Here is a 15,612-nt window from a genome sequence, read left to right as displayed (position 1 = left end):
TTCTCCTATTTTGACTCAAATGGATATTTCATGCCCCATTCATTTCTTACACTATCCAAAATATGTGTAACCTCACCTGACAATTTAAGTTGCCCATTATCATATCCGTTATCTACATAACTTTGCATATCAGATACTTCATATTCTAGCGCAGCATTAGAATCTCCTGAGGTTATAGTTTGTGTTGTTTGTGTGTGAGCGTCTTTTGTATAAGTTATTTTAGCCGAAGTAGCTCGTGGGTAATTGTCGATTTCGATATACCCCTTAGTTCCAGAAATAACTCCTCTTTTAGGTTGTTTAGCACGCATAGACAATGCCATAACTGCCATTTGTTCAGATGAATTTTTCAAAATTATTCCTGACTGTTCATCTACTCCTGTTTCAAAATATTTAACCGTCGTTAAAATATTATTTGGTTGTTCTTTGAGAAAACTTCTAGCAAAAGCTGTTGCATAGCCACCGATATCTAGTAATGCTCCACCTGCAAGATCCTTATTGAAGAAACGATTATTGGGGTCATAGTCTTTCAGGCTTCCAAAATTAACTTGAACTAATTTAACGTCACCGATAGCTCCAGAAGAAATTAGATTTTTAACATCATCATAGATTGGCATATGTAATAATGTAAGACCTTCGGTCAAAATTAAATTTTTTTGATCAGCTAACGTTTTTACCTCATCAAATTGTTTAGCATTGACTGTTATGGCTTTTTCACAAAAAACATGTTTTCCAGCATTTAAAGCCTTTTTAATGTAATCAAAATGATAAGTGTGAGATGTGGCGATATAGATAATATCTATTTTAGGATCATTTATCATTTCATCAGGATCTACATAAGTATTTGAAATTTTCTTTTCTGAAGCAAATTTTTGTAACTTAGCTTCATTTAAATCAGCCACTCCATAAATTGTTCCATTAACTTTATTTAAAGCATCTGCCATCTCATGCGCGATCCAACCAGTTCCAATCATTCCCCAATTATATTTCATTTTGCGCTCTCCTTTAGAAATAATATTTCATTTTAAAAATATATATGAAATTTAATTTCATAATAGGCCGCTCTTTGAAATTTGTCAATTCTTTAAATTTTTCGATCCGCTATTATTTCTTCGTGTTTGACTATTTGATCACGTCGAAACTTATCTTTTGAAACTAATAACAAAAAAATTGTCTCAATTAATGTTCCCGCTGCAATCCTAGAGAAATAATATTCTGATTGAAAAACCTTTTGACGAACTGATGTCATTAAGTGAAATTCAGATTGCTTTGCAATAGGAGAATCAGCTCGATTCGTTATAGAAATAACTTGAATATTTTTTTGATGAGCCACTTTGATTTGTTCTAACAATTCTTTAGATTCGCCAGAATTTGAAATAACTATCAAAACGTCATTATTATTTAAATTCATAGTTTGGGCTAATGAAGTTTCCCAGGAGGAATTACCGATCGCTAATATTCCTACTTGATTGAACTTATAAATGGCATCTTCAACAACGGGATAGGTATTTCCTTCAGCAGTGAACTGAATTATTCTAGCATCAGTCAATATTTTTAGAATCTGCTTTAAATCTTCTTCAGATAAATTCTCTATGGTTTTTCTTATCTCTAAAGATTTATTATCAATAATATTAGATAAGGATTTTTGTAAATCTGATCCATTGACTGATTTAAATCCATCGTTTTGATTTGAAATTTGTGCCAATTTTATTTTTAACTGATGAAATCCACTAATATCGATATTTTTACAGAACCTAGAAACAGATGCCTCACTGACATCAGCTTTGTGGGCTAACTGGGCTATTGTAAAATCAACAACTTTTTCAGAATTCTCTATAATAACTTGAGCAATTTTTTTATCCGTGGTAGACATTTGGGGTAGTTTTTCATAAATAATATCAATAATATTTTTTTTGCTTTTCATATTTTCCCTCTTGAAGTCATCTTATCAGAAATGTATAAAAAAAAGACCGCCAAATTGGCAGTCTTGGATTTTAATTTTGAATTTATTGTTAAATTACTTATCCTACAAAACTTTAACAGCGAATGAAGGCATGAAGTAACTTGAGATTGTAGCAACCTTAACTGAATCACCAGGCTTTGGAGCAGCGATGTATTGGTTGTTACCTAAGTAGATAGCTACGTGGTATGTTGAACCTTTGCTACCCCAGAATAATAGATCTCCGGCTGAAGCTTGTGATACTGATTCTTGTGTACCGGCACCTTCTTGGGCAACAGTGTATGAACCAATGCTCTTACCTAATGCTTCGTTGAATACGTATGATGTGAAACCTGAACAGTCAAAACCACTTGGTGTCTTACCACCCCATACATATGGTGTACCAATATATTGTTTAGCAGTACTGATTACTGTATCAGCAGCTGATTCTGTTGTTGCAGCTTGTGTAGCTGAGTCGTCAGCTGATTGTGTAGCTTCTGTGTTTGTTGTAACGTCTGATGCTTGTACCCATGCGTCAGTACCAATGAAGTACCAGATATTACCTTGGTCATCCATAGCTTCTTGGCCAACAGCCCAAGGAGTATTAGCAGCAATAGCACGTCCTGTTGTGTCACCATCTTTAGAAGGTGTCTTGTAAAGCATAGCTGTCTTGTTAGCAGTAACTACTGAAGGTACGTTGTCTGTAATGATTTGTGTTGCGGCATGTGTTGTTAGACCTGTCATACCTAAACCTGTAACTGCCAATGAAGCAGCTGCTGTAAATGAAATTAAACTCTTTTTAATTTTAGTATTCAAAATTGAAATCCCCCGAATGGTTTGTTTTTTTGTTTTTTGTTTTTTTTATAAATGTTTAAATTTTCTTAATTAATGTTTCCTTATCACTCAACGATGACTATAATACTCTCCGAATATTTCAGAATTGTTACAGCAATTGTATAAGAATGTTACACTTTATTACTTTAATAATACAAAAGACCTCTAAGCATTGATGCAACAGTGTTTAGAGGTCTTATTTTTATATGTAATTTAATTGATATTTAGGTCATTTAATAGCTTATCGACCTTCATTTTAGTAATATTCATGTCTTTATTGACTATTTCGTAAGATTTTCCTTGTAATTCTTGCGGTATTTTCAGATCACGATTGAATTCTTCACTATTGATTCTCTGGATAATTTTATCCGGAGTATCGCCGCGTTTCTTCAATCTCTTAGCTAAATTAGGCAGATCCAATTCTAAAAATATAACGATCGCCTTTTCACCATACTTCTTCTTGTATGCAATTGCTCCAGCTGTGTCAACGACAATACTGGCAACATCAACTTTACTCCACATTGATTCTAGTCCTTCTTCAGAAGAACCATATTTATGTCCGCTATATTCAACCTTTTCTAAGTAGTGATTTTCAGAAAAGCTCTCATTTGTTTCAAAATAGTAGTCAATCCCATTTTTCTCCCCATTACGCGGCATTCTAGTAGTATGTGTAATAACATTAGGAATTTGATATTTTTCTTTTAAGTAATGGCTAATGGTCGTTTTTCCCGTACCACTAGCTCCAGTTATGACAATAATTTTTTTATTCATTGGATTACCCTAGTTTTAAATTTGAATTTTTTATTCTACTATATTAATATACTATGCTGTTAAGTAAAAATTTAGGAGATCTTGTTCATGAAAATAGAAGATTTGAAAGTCGGCGACATTTACGAATGTAAAGTAGATGAAGATATGGATCACCCATTTAAAGGAAAAGTCGAAAAGATTTACGAACATTCAGCTTTAATGGAAATTGTTGAAAATGATCCTAAAGATAATTCCAACAAAATGGAACTAAACAATAAAATAGTTGTAAGTATTAAGAAAATGAAAAAAACTAAATAATAGTAGAGGGAGTATCGTCAAACGATACCCCCTCTTTTATTACTTATCATGACTTACATCAATAAACGAACGCGCTGGTACTCGTAACACACGATATTCTGTAGCTAAACGTCCAGCTTTTAAGCCGAGTCCATTTACAAAATTCTTTTTATACTTTGCTTGAGCAGTAATAACATAAGCTGATTGATACTTATCATCCATATGTTTAAATTTATTCACTGGCCAACTGATTCGTACACCAGAAACATTAAATGGCAGAGTAGCATCAGAAATGGTTGCATCTCGACTAGATACATTATAAGTAGAATTATTTACCCAATACTGATAAACATCATTGTTACCATGAGAATTACCCTTACTTATTTTGACATAGTATCCTTGACCATCTTCTGTTGTCTGAATGATCATCGGTTCATATTTATAGGACATTGAAATATCTTTTTTACTACTCAAATCTGCATTTGAAAATAGGCATGCATACAACATCCCTACAACAGCTGCAATAACGACAATAATTTCAATTAAGTCAGTCAAAACTGTTTTCCAAGTGATTTTTTCTTTTTTTACTACCAATAACTTTAAGTGACGATTTCTAATATTGAAAACGACCCATACTAGCAAGGCAATGACAATAACCCATGCAATAATTCCTATTAAATTCCAAGAACTCATAATTTTCTCCCAACTAAAATTAATTGTCTTTAAGCACTTTCAATTTTAACTAATAATTCTATAATAGTCATTACGGTAATTTTACCACGACTCTGCTTAATTATAATAAATTGAGAGCTTATCTGAAAGATATTGCAATACTAGGCTTTACCATACATCATATAGTATATTTTATAAATTTTAGTAACTATATGTTGTGTTAAGGAGAACGAATGTTTTATACTAGAACATGACATTAACATCAAAAGAGGTATCAGACCATGAATAACGTAATCGTATATAGTAAAAATAATTGCATGCAATGCAAGATGACAAAGAGATTTCTCAAAGAACACAATGTTAACTTTGAAGAAAGAAATATTAATCAAGATCCTAAATATTTAGATACTCTAAAGCAACAAGGTTTTAAGAGTGTTCCCATCGTTATGCAAGATAATAACGCTCCAATTGTTGGATTTCGTCCAGATAGTTTAAAGGAATTAGTAGGCTAAATTATGGTTGATATAGCTTTTTACTCAATAACTGGTCAAACTAGACGTTTTATGAACAAAACTGGTTTTACAGGATATGAAATAAACGATGCCGATCCGTTCCACGAAATGGGTCGGCAATTTATTCTTATTGTCCCAGCCTATGATGATGATATGATGGATTCTGTGATTGATTTTCTTCAATATAAGACAAATCATGACAATTGTATCGGAGTTGCTGGCGGCGGCAATAGGAACTTTAATACTCTGTATAACCACACAGCACGAGATATAGCTACTGGACTAAATGTCCCAGTTGTTTTCGAGTTTGAATTTAATGGTACTAACAAAGACGTAGAAAATTTTAAGAAAGTAGTGAATGACCTTGGGACTAAATAATCTAGACGTAACTAAAGTAACTTATTTTAAATTAAATAATGAGATCAACATCCCTGTAGACGGTAAAATTCCATTAAACAAGGATCGTGAGGCTATTAAAGCCTTCTTTACCGAAAACGTTGAGCCTAACACTAAAAAATTTGCTTCTTTTAAAGAACATATCGACTATTTGATCGATAATAATTTCATTGAAAAAGATGTCATAGCTGAATATCCATTTGACTTTATTGAAGACCTTTATCAAGAATTACTTGCTAAACATTTTCAATTTAAATCATTTATGGCAGCCTATAAACTTTATAATCAATATATTTTAAAAACTGATGACGGTGATCTGTATTTAGAGAATTACGAAATGAGAATTCTTTTTAATGCTCTTCTTTACGCTCATGGCGATCAAAAACTAGCTAAAACTTTAGCAATTGAAATGATCGAACAACGTTATCAACCTGCAACACCTTCTTTTCTAAATGCTGGTAGAAAACGTCGTGGAGAATACGTATCTTGTTTCTTATTACAAGTTACTGATGACATGAACAGTATTGGACGCACCATCAATAGTGCTTTACAACTTTCTAGAATTGGTGGAGGTGTTGGTATTACTCTATCTAATTTGCGTGAATCAGGTTCACCTATTAAAGGAGTTGCTAACTCATCATCTGGTGTTTTACCAGTTATGAAGTTACTTGAAGATAGTTTTAGTTATAGTAATCAATTAGGTCAAAGACAAGGTGCTGGAGCTGTTTATTTAAATGTTTTCCATCCTGATATTATTGACTTTCTCTCCGCTAAAAAAGAGAACGCTGATGAAAAGATCCGTGTTAAAACTCTTTCTCTAGGTGTGATCGTGCCTGATAAATATTATGAATTAATCAGAGAAGATGCTGACATGTATCTCTTTAGCCCATATTCTGTTGAACGAGTATATGGAAAACCATTCTCATATATCGATATCACAAAAGAATATGACAACATGGTCGCAGATCCTCGTATTAAAAAATATAAGATCAATGCTCGTGAACTAGAAGATGAAATCAGTAAGTTACAACAAGAATCTGGTTATCCATATGTCCTAAACATTGATACTGTTAACCGTGATAATCCAATCGAAGGTAAAGTTATTATGAGTAATCTTTGTACTGAGATCCAACAAGTACAAACTCCTTCAGAGATCAACGACGCTCAAGAATATGTCAAAATGGGTACTGATGTCAGTTGTAACCTTGGTTCAACCAATATTTACAATATGATGAAGACACCAGACTTCGGTAAATCCATTCGTGCTATGACTAGAGCTTTAACTTATGTCAGTGATGTTTCTGATATTCAAGCTGTTCCTTCAGTCGCAAATGGTAACAAGTTAAATCATTCAATCGGTTTAGGAGCTATGGGTCTGCATACTTATCTTGCTAGTCAGCATATTGAATATGGCTCACCTGAATCTATCGAGTTTATCGGCGTCTACTTCATGCTATTAAATTACTGGACCTTAGTAGAAAGTAATGAAATTGCTAAGGAACGTAATGAAACATTTTATAATTTTGAAAAATCTGCTTATGCAAATGGATCATATTTTGACAAGTATATAAATACTAGTTTTGCGCCAAAATCCGAACTTGTGAAAAAACTATTTGCAGGAATTGATATGCCTACACAAGAAGAATGGTCTAAACTAAAGGATAGCGTGATGAAAGACGGATTGTATAATGCTTATCGTTTAGCGGTTGCTCCTAACGGATCAATTTCTTATATCAATAATACAAGTGCCAGTTTACAGCCTGTAACTCGTCTAGTTGAGGAAAGACAAGAGAAGAAAAACGGTAAATTATATTTCCCTGCTCCATTGCTAGATAATGATACAATTAAATTCTACAAATCTGCTTATGACACTGATATGCGAAAAGTTATCGACGTTTATGCATCAGCACAAGAACATGTTGATCAAGGTATGAGTTTGACATTATTTATGCGCTCAGAAATTCCAGAAGGTATTTACGAATGGAAAACTGATTCTAAACAAACTACACGTGATTTAAGCATTCTTCGTAATTATGCATATTATAAAGGCATTAAATCACTTTATTATGTTAGAACATTTACAGAGAACAATGATGAAATCGGCAGTAATGAATGTGAAAGCTGCTCAATTTAGGAGGAATTTTTAAATGGTTGATACGTATTATAAGGCCATGAACTGGAACAAAATCGAGGATGTCGTAGACAAAGCTACATGGGAAAAGTTGACCTCTCAGTTCTGGTTAGATACACGTATACCTTTGTCCAACGATTTAGATGATTGGCGTACTTTAAGTAAAGAAGAGCAAACTGTTGTCGGACACGTTTTTGGAGGACTAACACTACTTGATACATTACAATCTCAAGATGGTATTCAAGCAATGCTTAAAAACGTTCGTACTCAAGCAGAAACAGCTGTTTTTAATAATATTCAATTCATGGAATCAGTCCACGCTAAGAGTTATTCATCAATTTTTAGTACTTTAAATAGTGCCGAAGAAATTGAAGAAATCTTTGAATGGACTGATCACAATGAACACCTTCAAAAGAAGGCTAAATTCATTAATGATGTTTATCAAAACGGTACTGCTTTAGAGAAGAAAGTTGCCAGTGTTTTCCTAGAAAGTTTCCTATTCTATTCTGGTTTTTATACACCACTTTATTATTTAGGAAATAATAAACTAGCAAACGTCGCTGAAATCATTAAACTAATTATTCGTGACGAATCAGTTCACGGTACTTATATTGGTTATAAATTCCAATTAGGGTTTAATGAGTTAAGTTCTGATGAACAAGATAAAATGCGTGACTGGATGTATGACTTCTTATATCAGCTTTATGATAACGAAGAACAATATACAAAGACACTTTATGATAAAGTCGGCTGGGTAGACGAAGTTATGGTCTTCTTAAGATATAACGCTAATAAAGCTTTGATGAATCTAGGCCAAAGTCCATTATTCCCAGATGGTAATGCTGAAGATGTTAATCCTATCGTTATGAATGGTATCTCAACAGGTACTAGTAACCATGACTTCTTCTCACAAGTTGGTAATGGTTACTTGATGGGTAAAGTTGAAGCTATGAAAGATTCTGATTATGATATCGGTTTAAAAGACGGTAATTCATTAATTAATAAATTAAAGAAATAACATTAAAAGATCCTGCGAATTTTCGCAGGATCTTTTTTAATACTCAATTTTAAAATAATCTAATTAAAGCAACTCCACTGATCATTACTAACAAACTTAGAACTTGTGCAACTGTAACCGGATTTCTCTTCGATTCAAGGATACCGAATTGATCAATTATCAAACTACCGATCATTAATCCTAATAAAATAATTACTACTGAAAGTCCTGTACCAATTATGGGAACTAAATAAACATTACCTAAAATATAAAGCCCGCCAATAATTCCTCCGATCCACATCCACCAGGGATTACCATTTTTAGCCTTATTTAATTGCAATTTAGGATGAATAAAGATAACAATCAGCAAAATACAAATCGTTCCCACAAAAAAGGAAAGAAATGCTGCTTTGACTGTTGAATTTAGTACCGCTCCTAAATGACCATTAATGGCTGACTGAGCAGCACCTAACATCCCCGCGATAACTCCAAACATTCTCCAAATAAATAAACCAGAGCTTTCACTGTCCATTCTATGATGTCTTTTATTTATAAGTTCATTAATTGAAACCGCACCTATTACACCTAATAAAACTAAAATGGCACCAAAAAATCTTGTAATAGTTAACGGACTCTTTAAAGAATAAAATAATCCAAAATTATCTATTAATAACCCCATAACTATCTGCCCTAAAATAGGCATGATAACTGTCTGAACACTACCAAGTTTAGGAAATAACAATATATTAGCCGTTAGATAAGTAACTCCAAATATTCCACCTATCCATAACCAAATCGGCTGTTGTACAAACAATTTGATTGGGAAAAATAAACCGTGGTCAATTATTAAAGTTATAATTGCTAACAAAATAGTTCCGATAGTAAAAGACGTTAATGATGCTAAAAATGGTGAACCTAAAGCTATTTTTAAACGTGAATTAATACTAGTTTGAAGGGGAAGTCCGATTCCAATAATCAAACCAATTGCAATTGCCAACATATTATCATCTCCTGATTCACCTTATTGTACTAAAAAAGCCCCTCAAATATAAATTTGACGGACTTTTTAACTTCTATAACCTAACAACATAGCAACAATCAAAATAACCAAAACGATTGTTGTAATGACCACATACATTTTATCCTTTTCCTTATAAAATGCATAAATTGAAACAACGACCCGTAATACAGGAGTCAAAATCAATAAGAAAATTCCCAACATAATAATCGCGTATGATTTTCCTGCAACAATACCACTTAAAATAGTTCCAAATCTAGTTGGAAAACCATTTGCATATCCGCTACCGTTTAAGAAATAAAGTGCAATTCCAATTAAAATAACAATTGCTGAAGTAACAACACCAATACGTAAAATTTTGCCAATAATTAATTCAACTTTTCTCATTTCTTCATGCATTATAGGTTCACCCCAAATCCTTTAAGAACCATCTGAACACCCATATAAAGAATAATAGGTACAAAGATCATTCTAATAATTTTTGGTTTGAGCACTTGCATAATTCTAGCACCGATCGTAGCACCAATTAAAACACCGATTGCTAAAGGACCAGCTATATCTGGTCTAATAGATCCATTAAAGAAATAAACTGTCGCACTTGCAGCAGCGGTTACTCCCATCATTAAATTACTAGTAGCACTAGATGGCTTTAATGGCATTTTCATAATGGTGTCCATAGCGATAACTTTAAAAGCACCACTACCAATACCAAGCAATCCACTAGCAAGACCGGCTGCCCACATCATGATAAATCCACCTGGTACATTCTTCATCGAATAATCTATCTGTTTTTGTTCTGATTTATCGTAGTAAGTATTCGCCAGATTAAGCTTGTCAACAATTGGATCATGTCCCGTATAAACATTCTCACCTTTTTTATCCATTAACTTACGAATCATATTGTAAGTTGAATAAAGTAAGAAAAATCCAAACAAAACATATAGGAAAGAACTGGAGAAGAGTCCAACTAATAAAGCACCCATAATCGCCCCAACAGTAGTGGCAATCTCCAAAAACATAGCTACACGAAGATTTAACATATCATCTTTTAAGTAAGCAATGGTTGATCCTGAACTCGTAGCAATAACAGAAATAATACTAGCACCGATCGCATATTTAATATCCAATCCCATCATAATGGTTAAAATCGGTGTAATGATCATCCCTCCGCCAATACCTAAAATTGCGCCTAGGCATCCGGCAAAAAGTCCCATTAATAATATCAGTAACATTGAATTCATTACTTTTCCTCGGTTTCTGATTCATCCTTATTATTGAAATTTTCCAAACTAGTTTGATAGTTCTCTTTCATTATATCCAAAGTTTTCTTGATTTCACTATTTTCTAGCTTATTTTCTGAAATTAAATCAATATGAAACTTCGAGGCGTTCAAATAATCGCATCTAGTTGAAAGATAAATTTTCGTATCAACGATCTCCTCATCTTCAAAGAAATGAGTAACTTTTTTAGCATCATCAAATGGCAAGTTAATAACACCAGTCTCTAAGTAGAAATCAATATCAAATTCCGCATCAGCAACATGGATCATTACTTGTGACAATTCCTCATCCTTATCCAAAATTGCTTTAGCTTGTTCTAAAACCCACGAATCAGATTGTAAAAGATCGTCTTTACTTATTTCAAAATGATCTTGTTTAAATTCGTTATTTTCGATTTTTTCCATGAATTCTTTAATATTTATTTTCATAATTTTCTCCTATTGATCATGTTGCAAAAACTTTTCCACAGCTTTTTGGTAATTTATCGAATCGATGTAGTAACTACGAATATGAACACCTTGACTGACATATTTTTCTTTAAAGAATTTTCCACAGGTGTATAACTTTTCTTCCATTTCAAACGGAACTGTAAAGTCATTTTGACCATGCATAAATAATATGGGGATTTTATTCTTTTTTAAAGCTTTCATACAATCTGCCTGACCATAGAAAAAACCCGCTCTAATTTTAGAAAATAAAGATATACCATTGATCAGCCATCGACCTTTAATATGATACATATTTTGAGCATGATAAGACAAAATGTCCTTGGTACTAGTGTAGCCAGAATCCTCAATAATTGCTTTAACTTTTCCATCTACTTTAGGACTGACCAACATCACAGTTGCCGCTCCCATTGAGGCACCAAAGAGGATTATTTCTTCATTCGGACGTCTATTTTTTAATTCATCGATCCAGTCAATAAGATCCAGACTCTCAATATAGCCATATCCCATATATTTACCAGAACTTTTACCGGCCGCTTGGTTGTCGATCTGCAAAACATTATAACCTAAGTTATAAAATAGTTGGGCATGAATATTCAATGAATTATGATCGACCGCAAACCCATGAACTAAAATAACAGTTGTATTTGTCGGCTGTTTTGCTTCGGTAAACCAAGCATAAAGTTCATTTTGATTAAATTTTGATTTGATCTTCCATTCTTTTTTTTCGATTCTTAAAAATTCTGCTGTTTTTTTATCTAAACCTGGGTCGCGTTTTATATTGGGCGGATTAGATCCTAAGGCACTAGAACCTCTTTTTTGGATGTATAAAAAGAATTTGTTCAAACCTAATGCCACTAATATTAAAACTATTATTATTATAAATATCATATTATTCTAACTCTTTAATTCCGGTCATTGTTGCAGCAATTAATAACATCATCAAAGTAATCGCATAAAACATATGACCAAATGACATCCAAGTTACTACTAAACTACCTACATACGGACCCAAAGCTCTTCCTAATGAACCAAACATACTGTAAAAACTTTGGAATGTTCCGCGGTTTTTATTGGTTGAAAATTTACTAAGTAAAGCAGGAATAGTTGGAAATACCATTGATTCACCGACTGTAACAATTAACATACTGATAACAAAAGCCATGTAAGTTTTAGCCGTTGGCAGAATTAAGAATGATAATCCCATAATAGAAATACCTAATAATAGCTGTGTCCTTAATAATTTAAACATTTTTGAAACTACACGATTCATAACTGGCTGAATAATTAATAGTGAACCAGCATTGATTGTAAATGTTAAGCCATATTCACGAGTAGTAAATCCCTTATTGAGCATATAAACCGACATATTACTATCCCATTGAGAATATCCGATCCAGACGATCAGAATAGCAATACATAAAATAACAATATTTAATCTAAATCTTCTAAAACCAATTTTAATAAGTGGGTCTTCCACATCATCACTGACATATTTGTTAGATCCCGTTTTATGTGTATTTTTCTCTTCAAAAAGACTAGCCTTAAATGCCAAAATAATTATACATAAAATAAAAATAACTACTGGAATAAAGAAAGTTAAAAAGATACTAGCATTGAAAATAAATCCAACGGCAGTTGAACCGATCGCAATACCTAAGTTAGCCGCTAAATACATATTATTGAAAATTATTCGACTATCGCCGACCATTTGTTCAGCTGCTAACGCTGTATAAGCATTTATTGCAGTATAAGAGATTCCCATACCAAATCCCAAAAGAATTAAATATACAACGTATGAGGGCCATACATGGTGAAAAGACATGACGATCAACGAAAATACTGAAATAAAATATCCAATATATAGAGTCCATCTCTTTGAAAATCTATCGAACATGACTCCTCCCAATGCATTACCGACCATCATCAAAATGGAATAGATCATTAATGCAAAACCAGCAGTCGTGAGTGGTTCGTGAAGATTCTTATGAATAAAAATGGTATTAACAGGTAATATAAATCCCATCACCATGTTAAAAGTCATATTTAAAATCAATAGCCATCTTCTTTGTGACCTCATATCTCTCACCTCTTCATAAAATTTTTCATAAAAAAAGCCATGGTTTTCACCATGGCTGACGGTAGTACTCTATACGAGCAATCAGTACGTCGGTTCACACAACTACTGAAGATATCGCTCACAATACGGTGAGTGGTGCATGATATCCTACCACAAGTGCCGTCCAAATACGGCGGCTCTCGACTCATCGCACATTCACCATCATAATATATTATTTCCTAAGTTGCAACTACTGCATCTTAGAGATCAGGATTTTGTTCTACCTTTTCTTCACTCCAAATTTTATAAATCAAATTGAGTAATCCACCCATTTGACCATCAACACCGTTGTACATCCAACGATAAATACATGCATCTTTTTTAATTTTATCTTCCGGTATTTCAGAGCTATTAGCAGTAACAATAATATCTGCATCCTTAGAATCACTAACGATCTTAGCATATGGCAAGGATTGTAAAGTAACTGAAAGGTCTGAATAAACCAAGAAGAATGACTCTAATTCTAGATAAATTTTAACTTTTAAATTCTTATTGTATAGAGAGAAAAATCTATAAGCAATTGAATACAATGATTCTGAAATAAGTTTAGATTTACCCTTGAGAGAACTATATTTATCACGAAGCATTAGATGCTGAACCGTTGATTCGATCTTACTTTCCAAGTTCTCATCTTTAATCTTACTTACAGCATCACCAAAACCTGAGAACAAATTAAGCATTTCTATATACTTGTGGTCAAGGGCCAATACGCCAATGATACATGTAGTCAAATTATACTTATAGCGTAAAAATTCTTTATGAGACAAAGCCAACTCAGAAACAGTTTGTTCCACATCAATGGGAATAAGATCCAAGAAATCATCAATAAAATTAGCAAACAGCGGATTATATCTTACCAATTGTTTAGAAACAGTTTGTAAGTATTCACTTGAAACTTCAAAGGTAGTTGGAACACACATTAATAGAATGTAAAAATCAGCAGATTGGAACATTTGCTCTTCATAACTGACATCTTCTTTAATAGCACGTTTCAATTCTCGTACTCTATCATTACCTGTATTTCCTTCTAATAAGGCACTAGCACCTTCAAAAATATTAGGGAATGGATAATTAATGACATTCAAAGCATCCATATTTTGCATATGATTGCCGCCAATAATGCGGTATAGATGTGCCATTACAACATAAGCATAAAATAATTTAGTGATATTATTAATAGTCTTCATACGATATTTATCTAAGGCAATATCAACAACTTTAAAGGCAGTCTCTTGAGTAAAGTCCTCAAAAGGCCAAACGTATCCACGAGTAGCATTCCAATATAATGCAGCAATAGATAGACGAATAGCCTCCTCATCACCAACAAAACGCATAGGCTCGTAAGCGATTCTAACTCCAAAACGTTTCAAATAACTTCTAACAGGCTTTAAATGACGTAAAACGGTAGCCTTACTACTATTCATACTAGTGTAAAAATGTCTAAATGAAGTTTCAGTTCCTTTAACAATAGAATCAAGAAATTTATATCCATCAGAGTTCGTTGTTAAATAAGCATGATAAGCGTCACGACTAACAGTGAACATTTCTTCTACTGTATAATCATCTTTACCAATGATCTCCTTGAAGTCTTCCTGTATACCTAAGAAGGTATTATAAACACTTCCATAACTCTTATTCATCTGATAAGCGGCCTTACGAAGATTAATATCTTTAACCACTATATGTCTATTTCGATAAGTTCCAATTAGGTCCGCACTTGCCAATTGGCTGGTTCTAATAAGTCTGATTTTGTTGAATAATTGAATTTTTTCAATTTCGGATTTTGATAAAAATAAATCAGTAAAACTATCCAAAATGTTCACCCCCGTAGTTATCACTATTTTATAGTAGAAATTAAACTATATTTTATAAACATTGTTGCATATTACCCAAAAGAGAAATTAATACTCAATTGAGTTTTAATTTTTCTTTTAGGCAATATGCCCGTTAAAACGGCATTTAACACACACACATTTAATAGTATTAAAAGAATATTAAATATAATATATCTCATAAGATATTTTACGCCTTATGTTCAATATGTATAGTCTTTTTTAATCATTATATAATAATAATTCATTAATAATAGGTAAAGTTAAAAAAATATACAAAAAAAAGGAAGGACAAATGTCCTTCCTTTAAGAATTGCGTGGCAACTACCTATCCTCGCGGGTAGTTTCCCACCAACTACTTTCGGCGTTAAGAAGCTTAACTTCTGTGTTCG

17 protein-coding genes and 1 rRNA gene are annotated in these 15,612 nt (G+C 32.8%); 5 read left to right on the top strand and 13 right to left on the bottom strand.

Annotation, left to right across the window (positions count from 1 at the left end):
- Nucleotides 1-5: 5 nt before the first annotated feature.
- The 4 genes from EKM77_RS08435 to EKM77_RS08420 all read right to left on the bottom strand — a co-directional run bounded on the left by EKM77_RS08435 (nt 6) and on the right by EKM77_RS08420 (nt 3,541).
- On the bottom strand, nt 6-989 hold the full coding sequence (locus EKM77_RS08435) for a Gfo/Idh/MocA family protein (RefSeq protein ID WP_125593618.1): 984 nt from the start codon (nt 987-989) through the stop codon (nt 6-8).
- A gap of 92 nt (nt 990-1,081) precedes the next feature.
- Entirely contained in the window at nt 1,082-1,921 is an 840-nt protein-coding gene (locus tag EKM77_RS08430; protein WP_125593617.1) for a MurR/RpiR family transcriptional regulator, read from the bottom strand.
- A 102-nt stretch (nt 1,922-2,023) separates the two neighbouring features.
- Nucleotides 2,024-2,752, bottom strand: a complete 729-nt coding sequence (locus tag EKM77_RS08425; protein WP_225425215.1) for a C40 family peptidase — start codon at nt 2,750-2,752, stop codon at nt 2,024-2,026.
- 231 nt (nt 2,753-2,983) lie between these two features.
- Entirely contained in the window at nt 2,984-3,541 is a 558-nt protein-coding gene (locus EKM77_RS08420; RefSeq protein ID WP_125593616.1) for a guanylate kinase, read from the bottom strand.
- 87 nt (nt 3,542-3,628) lie between these two features.
- On the opposite strand from EKM77_RS08420, the gene EKM77_RS08415 reads away from it, so the two are divergent.
- Entirely contained in the window at nt 3,629-3,838 is a 210-nt protein-coding gene (locus tag EKM77_RS08415; protein ID WP_125593615.1) for a DUF2187 domain-containing protein, read from the top strand.
- 39 nt (nt 3,839-3,877) lie between these two features.
- Here the strand turns inward: EKM77_RS08415 and EKM77_RS08410 are convergent, their stop codons facing one another.
- Nucleotides 3,878-4,510, bottom strand: a complete 633-nt coding sequence (locus EKM77_RS08410) for an LVIS_2131 family protein (RefSeq protein ID WP_125593614.1) — start codon at nt 4,508-4,510, stop codon at nt 3,878-3,880.
- 260 nt (nt 4,511-4,770) lie between these two features.
- Here EKM77_RS08410 and nrdH point away from each other — a divergent pair, with 260 nt between their 5' ends.
- From nrdH to nrdF, 4 genes are read left to right on the top strand one after another with little or no spacing between them, the layout of a single operon-like run.
- Nucleotides 4,771-5,001, top strand: coding sequence for a glutaredoxin-like protein NrdH (nrdH, locus tag EKM77_RS08405; protein ID WP_125593613.1), 231 nt, complete (start codon nt 4,771-4,773; stop codon nt 4,999-5,001).
- A 3-nt stretch (nt 5,002-5,004) separates the two neighbouring features.
- Nucleotides 5,005-5,379, top strand: a complete 375-nt coding sequence (nrdI, locus tag EKM77_RS08400; RefSeq protein WP_125593612.1) for a class Ib ribonucleoside-diphosphate reductase assembly flavoprotein NrdI — start codon at nt 5,005-5,007, stop codon at nt 5,377-5,379.
- Complete coding sequence (gene nrdE / locus EKM77_RS08395; RefSeq protein WP_164507752.1) at nt 5,360-7,531, top strand: class 1b ribonucleoside-diphosphate reductase subunit alpha; 2,172 nt, start codon at nt 5,360-5,362, stop codon at nt 7,529-7,531. The genes nrdI and nrdE overlap by 20 nt, the downstream gene beginning before the upstream one ends.
- Before the next feature lie 13 nt (nt 7,532-7,544).
- A complete protein-coding gene (gene nrdF, locus EKM77_RS08390; protein ID WP_125593611.1) occupies nt 7,545-8,546 on the top strand; it encodes a class 1b ribonucleoside-diphosphate reductase subunit beta in 1,002 nt (333 codons plus the stop codon).
- Nucleotides 8,547-8,595: 49 nt separating this feature from the next.
- Here the strand turns inward: nrdF and EKM77_RS08385 are convergent, their stop codons facing one another.
- The 8 genes from EKM77_RS08385 to rrf form a co-directional block, all read right to left on the bottom strand.
- Nucleotides 8,596-9,525: a DMT family transporter gene (locus EKM77_RS08385; RefSeq protein ID WP_125593610.1), complete on the bottom strand. Its 930-nt coding sequence runs from the start codon at nt 9,523-9,525 to the stop codon at nt 8,596-8,598.
- Between the two features lie 66 nt (nt 9,526-9,591).
- Nucleotides 9,592-9,942 (bottom strand): DUF1634 domain-containing protein, encoded by a 351-nt coding sequence (locus EKM77_RS08380; RefSeq protein ID WP_125593609.1) that lies wholly within the window; start codon nt 9,940-9,942, stop codon nt 9,592-9,594.
- Nucleotides 9,942-10,784, bottom strand: coding sequence for a sulfite exporter TauE/SafE family protein (locus EKM77_RS08375; protein WP_125593608.1), 843 nt, complete (start codon nt 10,782-10,784; stop codon nt 9,942-9,944). Before EKM77_RS08375 ends, EKM77_RS08380 begins: the two co-directional genes overlap by 1 nt.
- Complete coding sequence (locus EKM77_RS08370; RefSeq protein WP_125593607.1) at nt 10,784-11,251, bottom strand: hypothetical protein; 468 nt, start codon at nt 11,249-11,251, stop codon at nt 10,784-10,786. Before EKM77_RS08370 ends, EKM77_RS08375 begins: the two co-directional genes overlap by 1 nt.
- A 9-nt stretch (nt 11,252-11,260) precedes the next feature.
- Nucleotides 11,261-12,160: an alpha/beta hydrolase gene (locus EKM77_RS08365; RefSeq protein ID WP_125593606.1), complete on the bottom strand. Its 900-nt coding sequence runs from the start codon at nt 12,158-12,160 to the stop codon at nt 11,261-11,263.
- Between the two features lies 1 nt (nt 12,161).
- A complete protein-coding gene (locus EKM77_RS08360) occupies nt 12,162-13,349 on the bottom strand; it encodes an MFS transporter (RefSeq protein ID WP_125593605.1) in 1,188 nt (395 codons plus the stop codon).
- 239 nt (nt 13,350-13,588) lie between these two features.
- The gene (locus EKM77_RS08355) at nt 13,589-15,211 is read right to left on the bottom strand and encodes a helix-turn-helix domain-containing protein (RefSeq protein WP_225425214.1); all 1,623 of its coding nucleotides are present in this window, start codon (nt 15,209-15,211) and stop codon (nt 13,589-13,591) included.
- A 324-nt stretch (nt 15,212-15,535) separates the two neighbouring features.
- Nucleotides 15,536-15,612, bottom strand: a 5S ribosomal RNA gene (gene rrf, locus EKM77_RS11235); the annotation flags it as partial.

Origin of the sequence: Companilactobacillus baiquanensis (assembly GCF_003946605.1) — a bacterium.
Lineage (GTDB): Bacteria > Bacillota > Bacilli > Lactobacillales > Lactobacillaceae > Companilactobacillus > Companilactobacillus baiquanensis.
This window is presented reverse-complemented; position numbering and strand designations above follow the sequence as displayed.

What these genes read in the sequence shown, in the direction of transcription:
- EKM77_RS08435 (WP_125593618.1), bottom strand. Translation starts at nt 989, where the DNA reads ATGAAATATAATTGGGGAATGATTGGAACTGGTTGGATCGCGCATGAG.
- EKM77_RS08430 (WP_125593617.1), bottom strand. Translation starts at nt 1,921, where the DNA reads ATGAAAAGCAAAAAAAATATTATTGATATTATTTATGAAAAACTACCC.
- EKM77_RS08420 (WP_125593616.1), bottom strand. Translation starts at nt 3,541, where the DNA reads ATGAATAAAAAAATTATTGTCATAACTGGAGCTAGTGGTACGGGAAAA.
- EKM77_RS08415 (WP_125593615.1), top strand. Translation starts at nt 3,629, where the DNA reads ATGAAAATAGAAGATTTGAAAGTCGGCGACATTTACGAATGTAAAGTA.
- EKM77_RS08410 (WP_125593614.1), bottom strand. Translation starts at nt 4,510, where the DNA reads ATGAGTTCTTGGAATTTAATAGGAATTATTGCATGGGTTATTGTCATT.
- nrdH (WP_125593613.1), top strand. Translation starts at nt 4,771, where the DNA reads ATGAATAACGTAATCGTATATAGTAAAAATAATTGCATGCAATGCAAG.
- nrdI (WP_125593612.1), top strand. Translation starts at nt 5,005, where the DNA reads ATGGTTGATATAGCTTTTTACTCAATAACTGGTCAAACTAGACGTTTT.
- nrdE (WP_164507752.1), top strand. Translation starts at nt 5,360, where the DNA reads ATGACCTTGGGACTAAATAATCTAGACGTAACTAAAGTAACTTATTTT.
- nrdF (WP_125593611.1), top strand. Translation starts at nt 7,545, where the DNA reads ATGGTTGATACGTATTATAAGGCCATGAACTGGAACAAAATCGAGGAT.
- EKM77_RS08385 (WP_125593610.1), bottom strand. Translation starts at nt 9,525, where the DNA reads ATGTTGGCAATTGCAATTGGTTTGATTATTGGAATCGGACTTCCCCTT.
- EKM77_RS08380 (WP_125593609.1), bottom strand. Translation starts at nt 9,942, where the DNA reads ATGCATGAAGAAATGAGAAAAGTTGAATTAATTATTGGCAAAATTTTA.
- EKM77_RS08375 (WP_125593608.1), bottom strand. Translation starts at nt 10,784, where the DNA reads ATGAATTCAATGTTACTGATATTATTAATGGGACTTTTTGCCGGATGC.
- EKM77_RS08370 (WP_125593607.1), bottom strand. Translation starts at nt 11,251, where the DNA reads ATGAAAATAAATATTAAAGAATTCATGGAAAAAATCGAAAATAACGAA.
- EKM77_RS08365 (WP_125593606.1), bottom strand. Translation starts at nt 12,160, where the DNA reads ATGATATTTATAATAATAATAGTTTTAATATTAGTGGCATTAGGTTTG.
- EKM77_RS08360 (WP_125593605.1), bottom strand. Translation starts at nt 13,349, where the DNA reads ATGAGGTCACAAAGAAGATGGCTATTGATTTTAAATATGACTTTTAAC.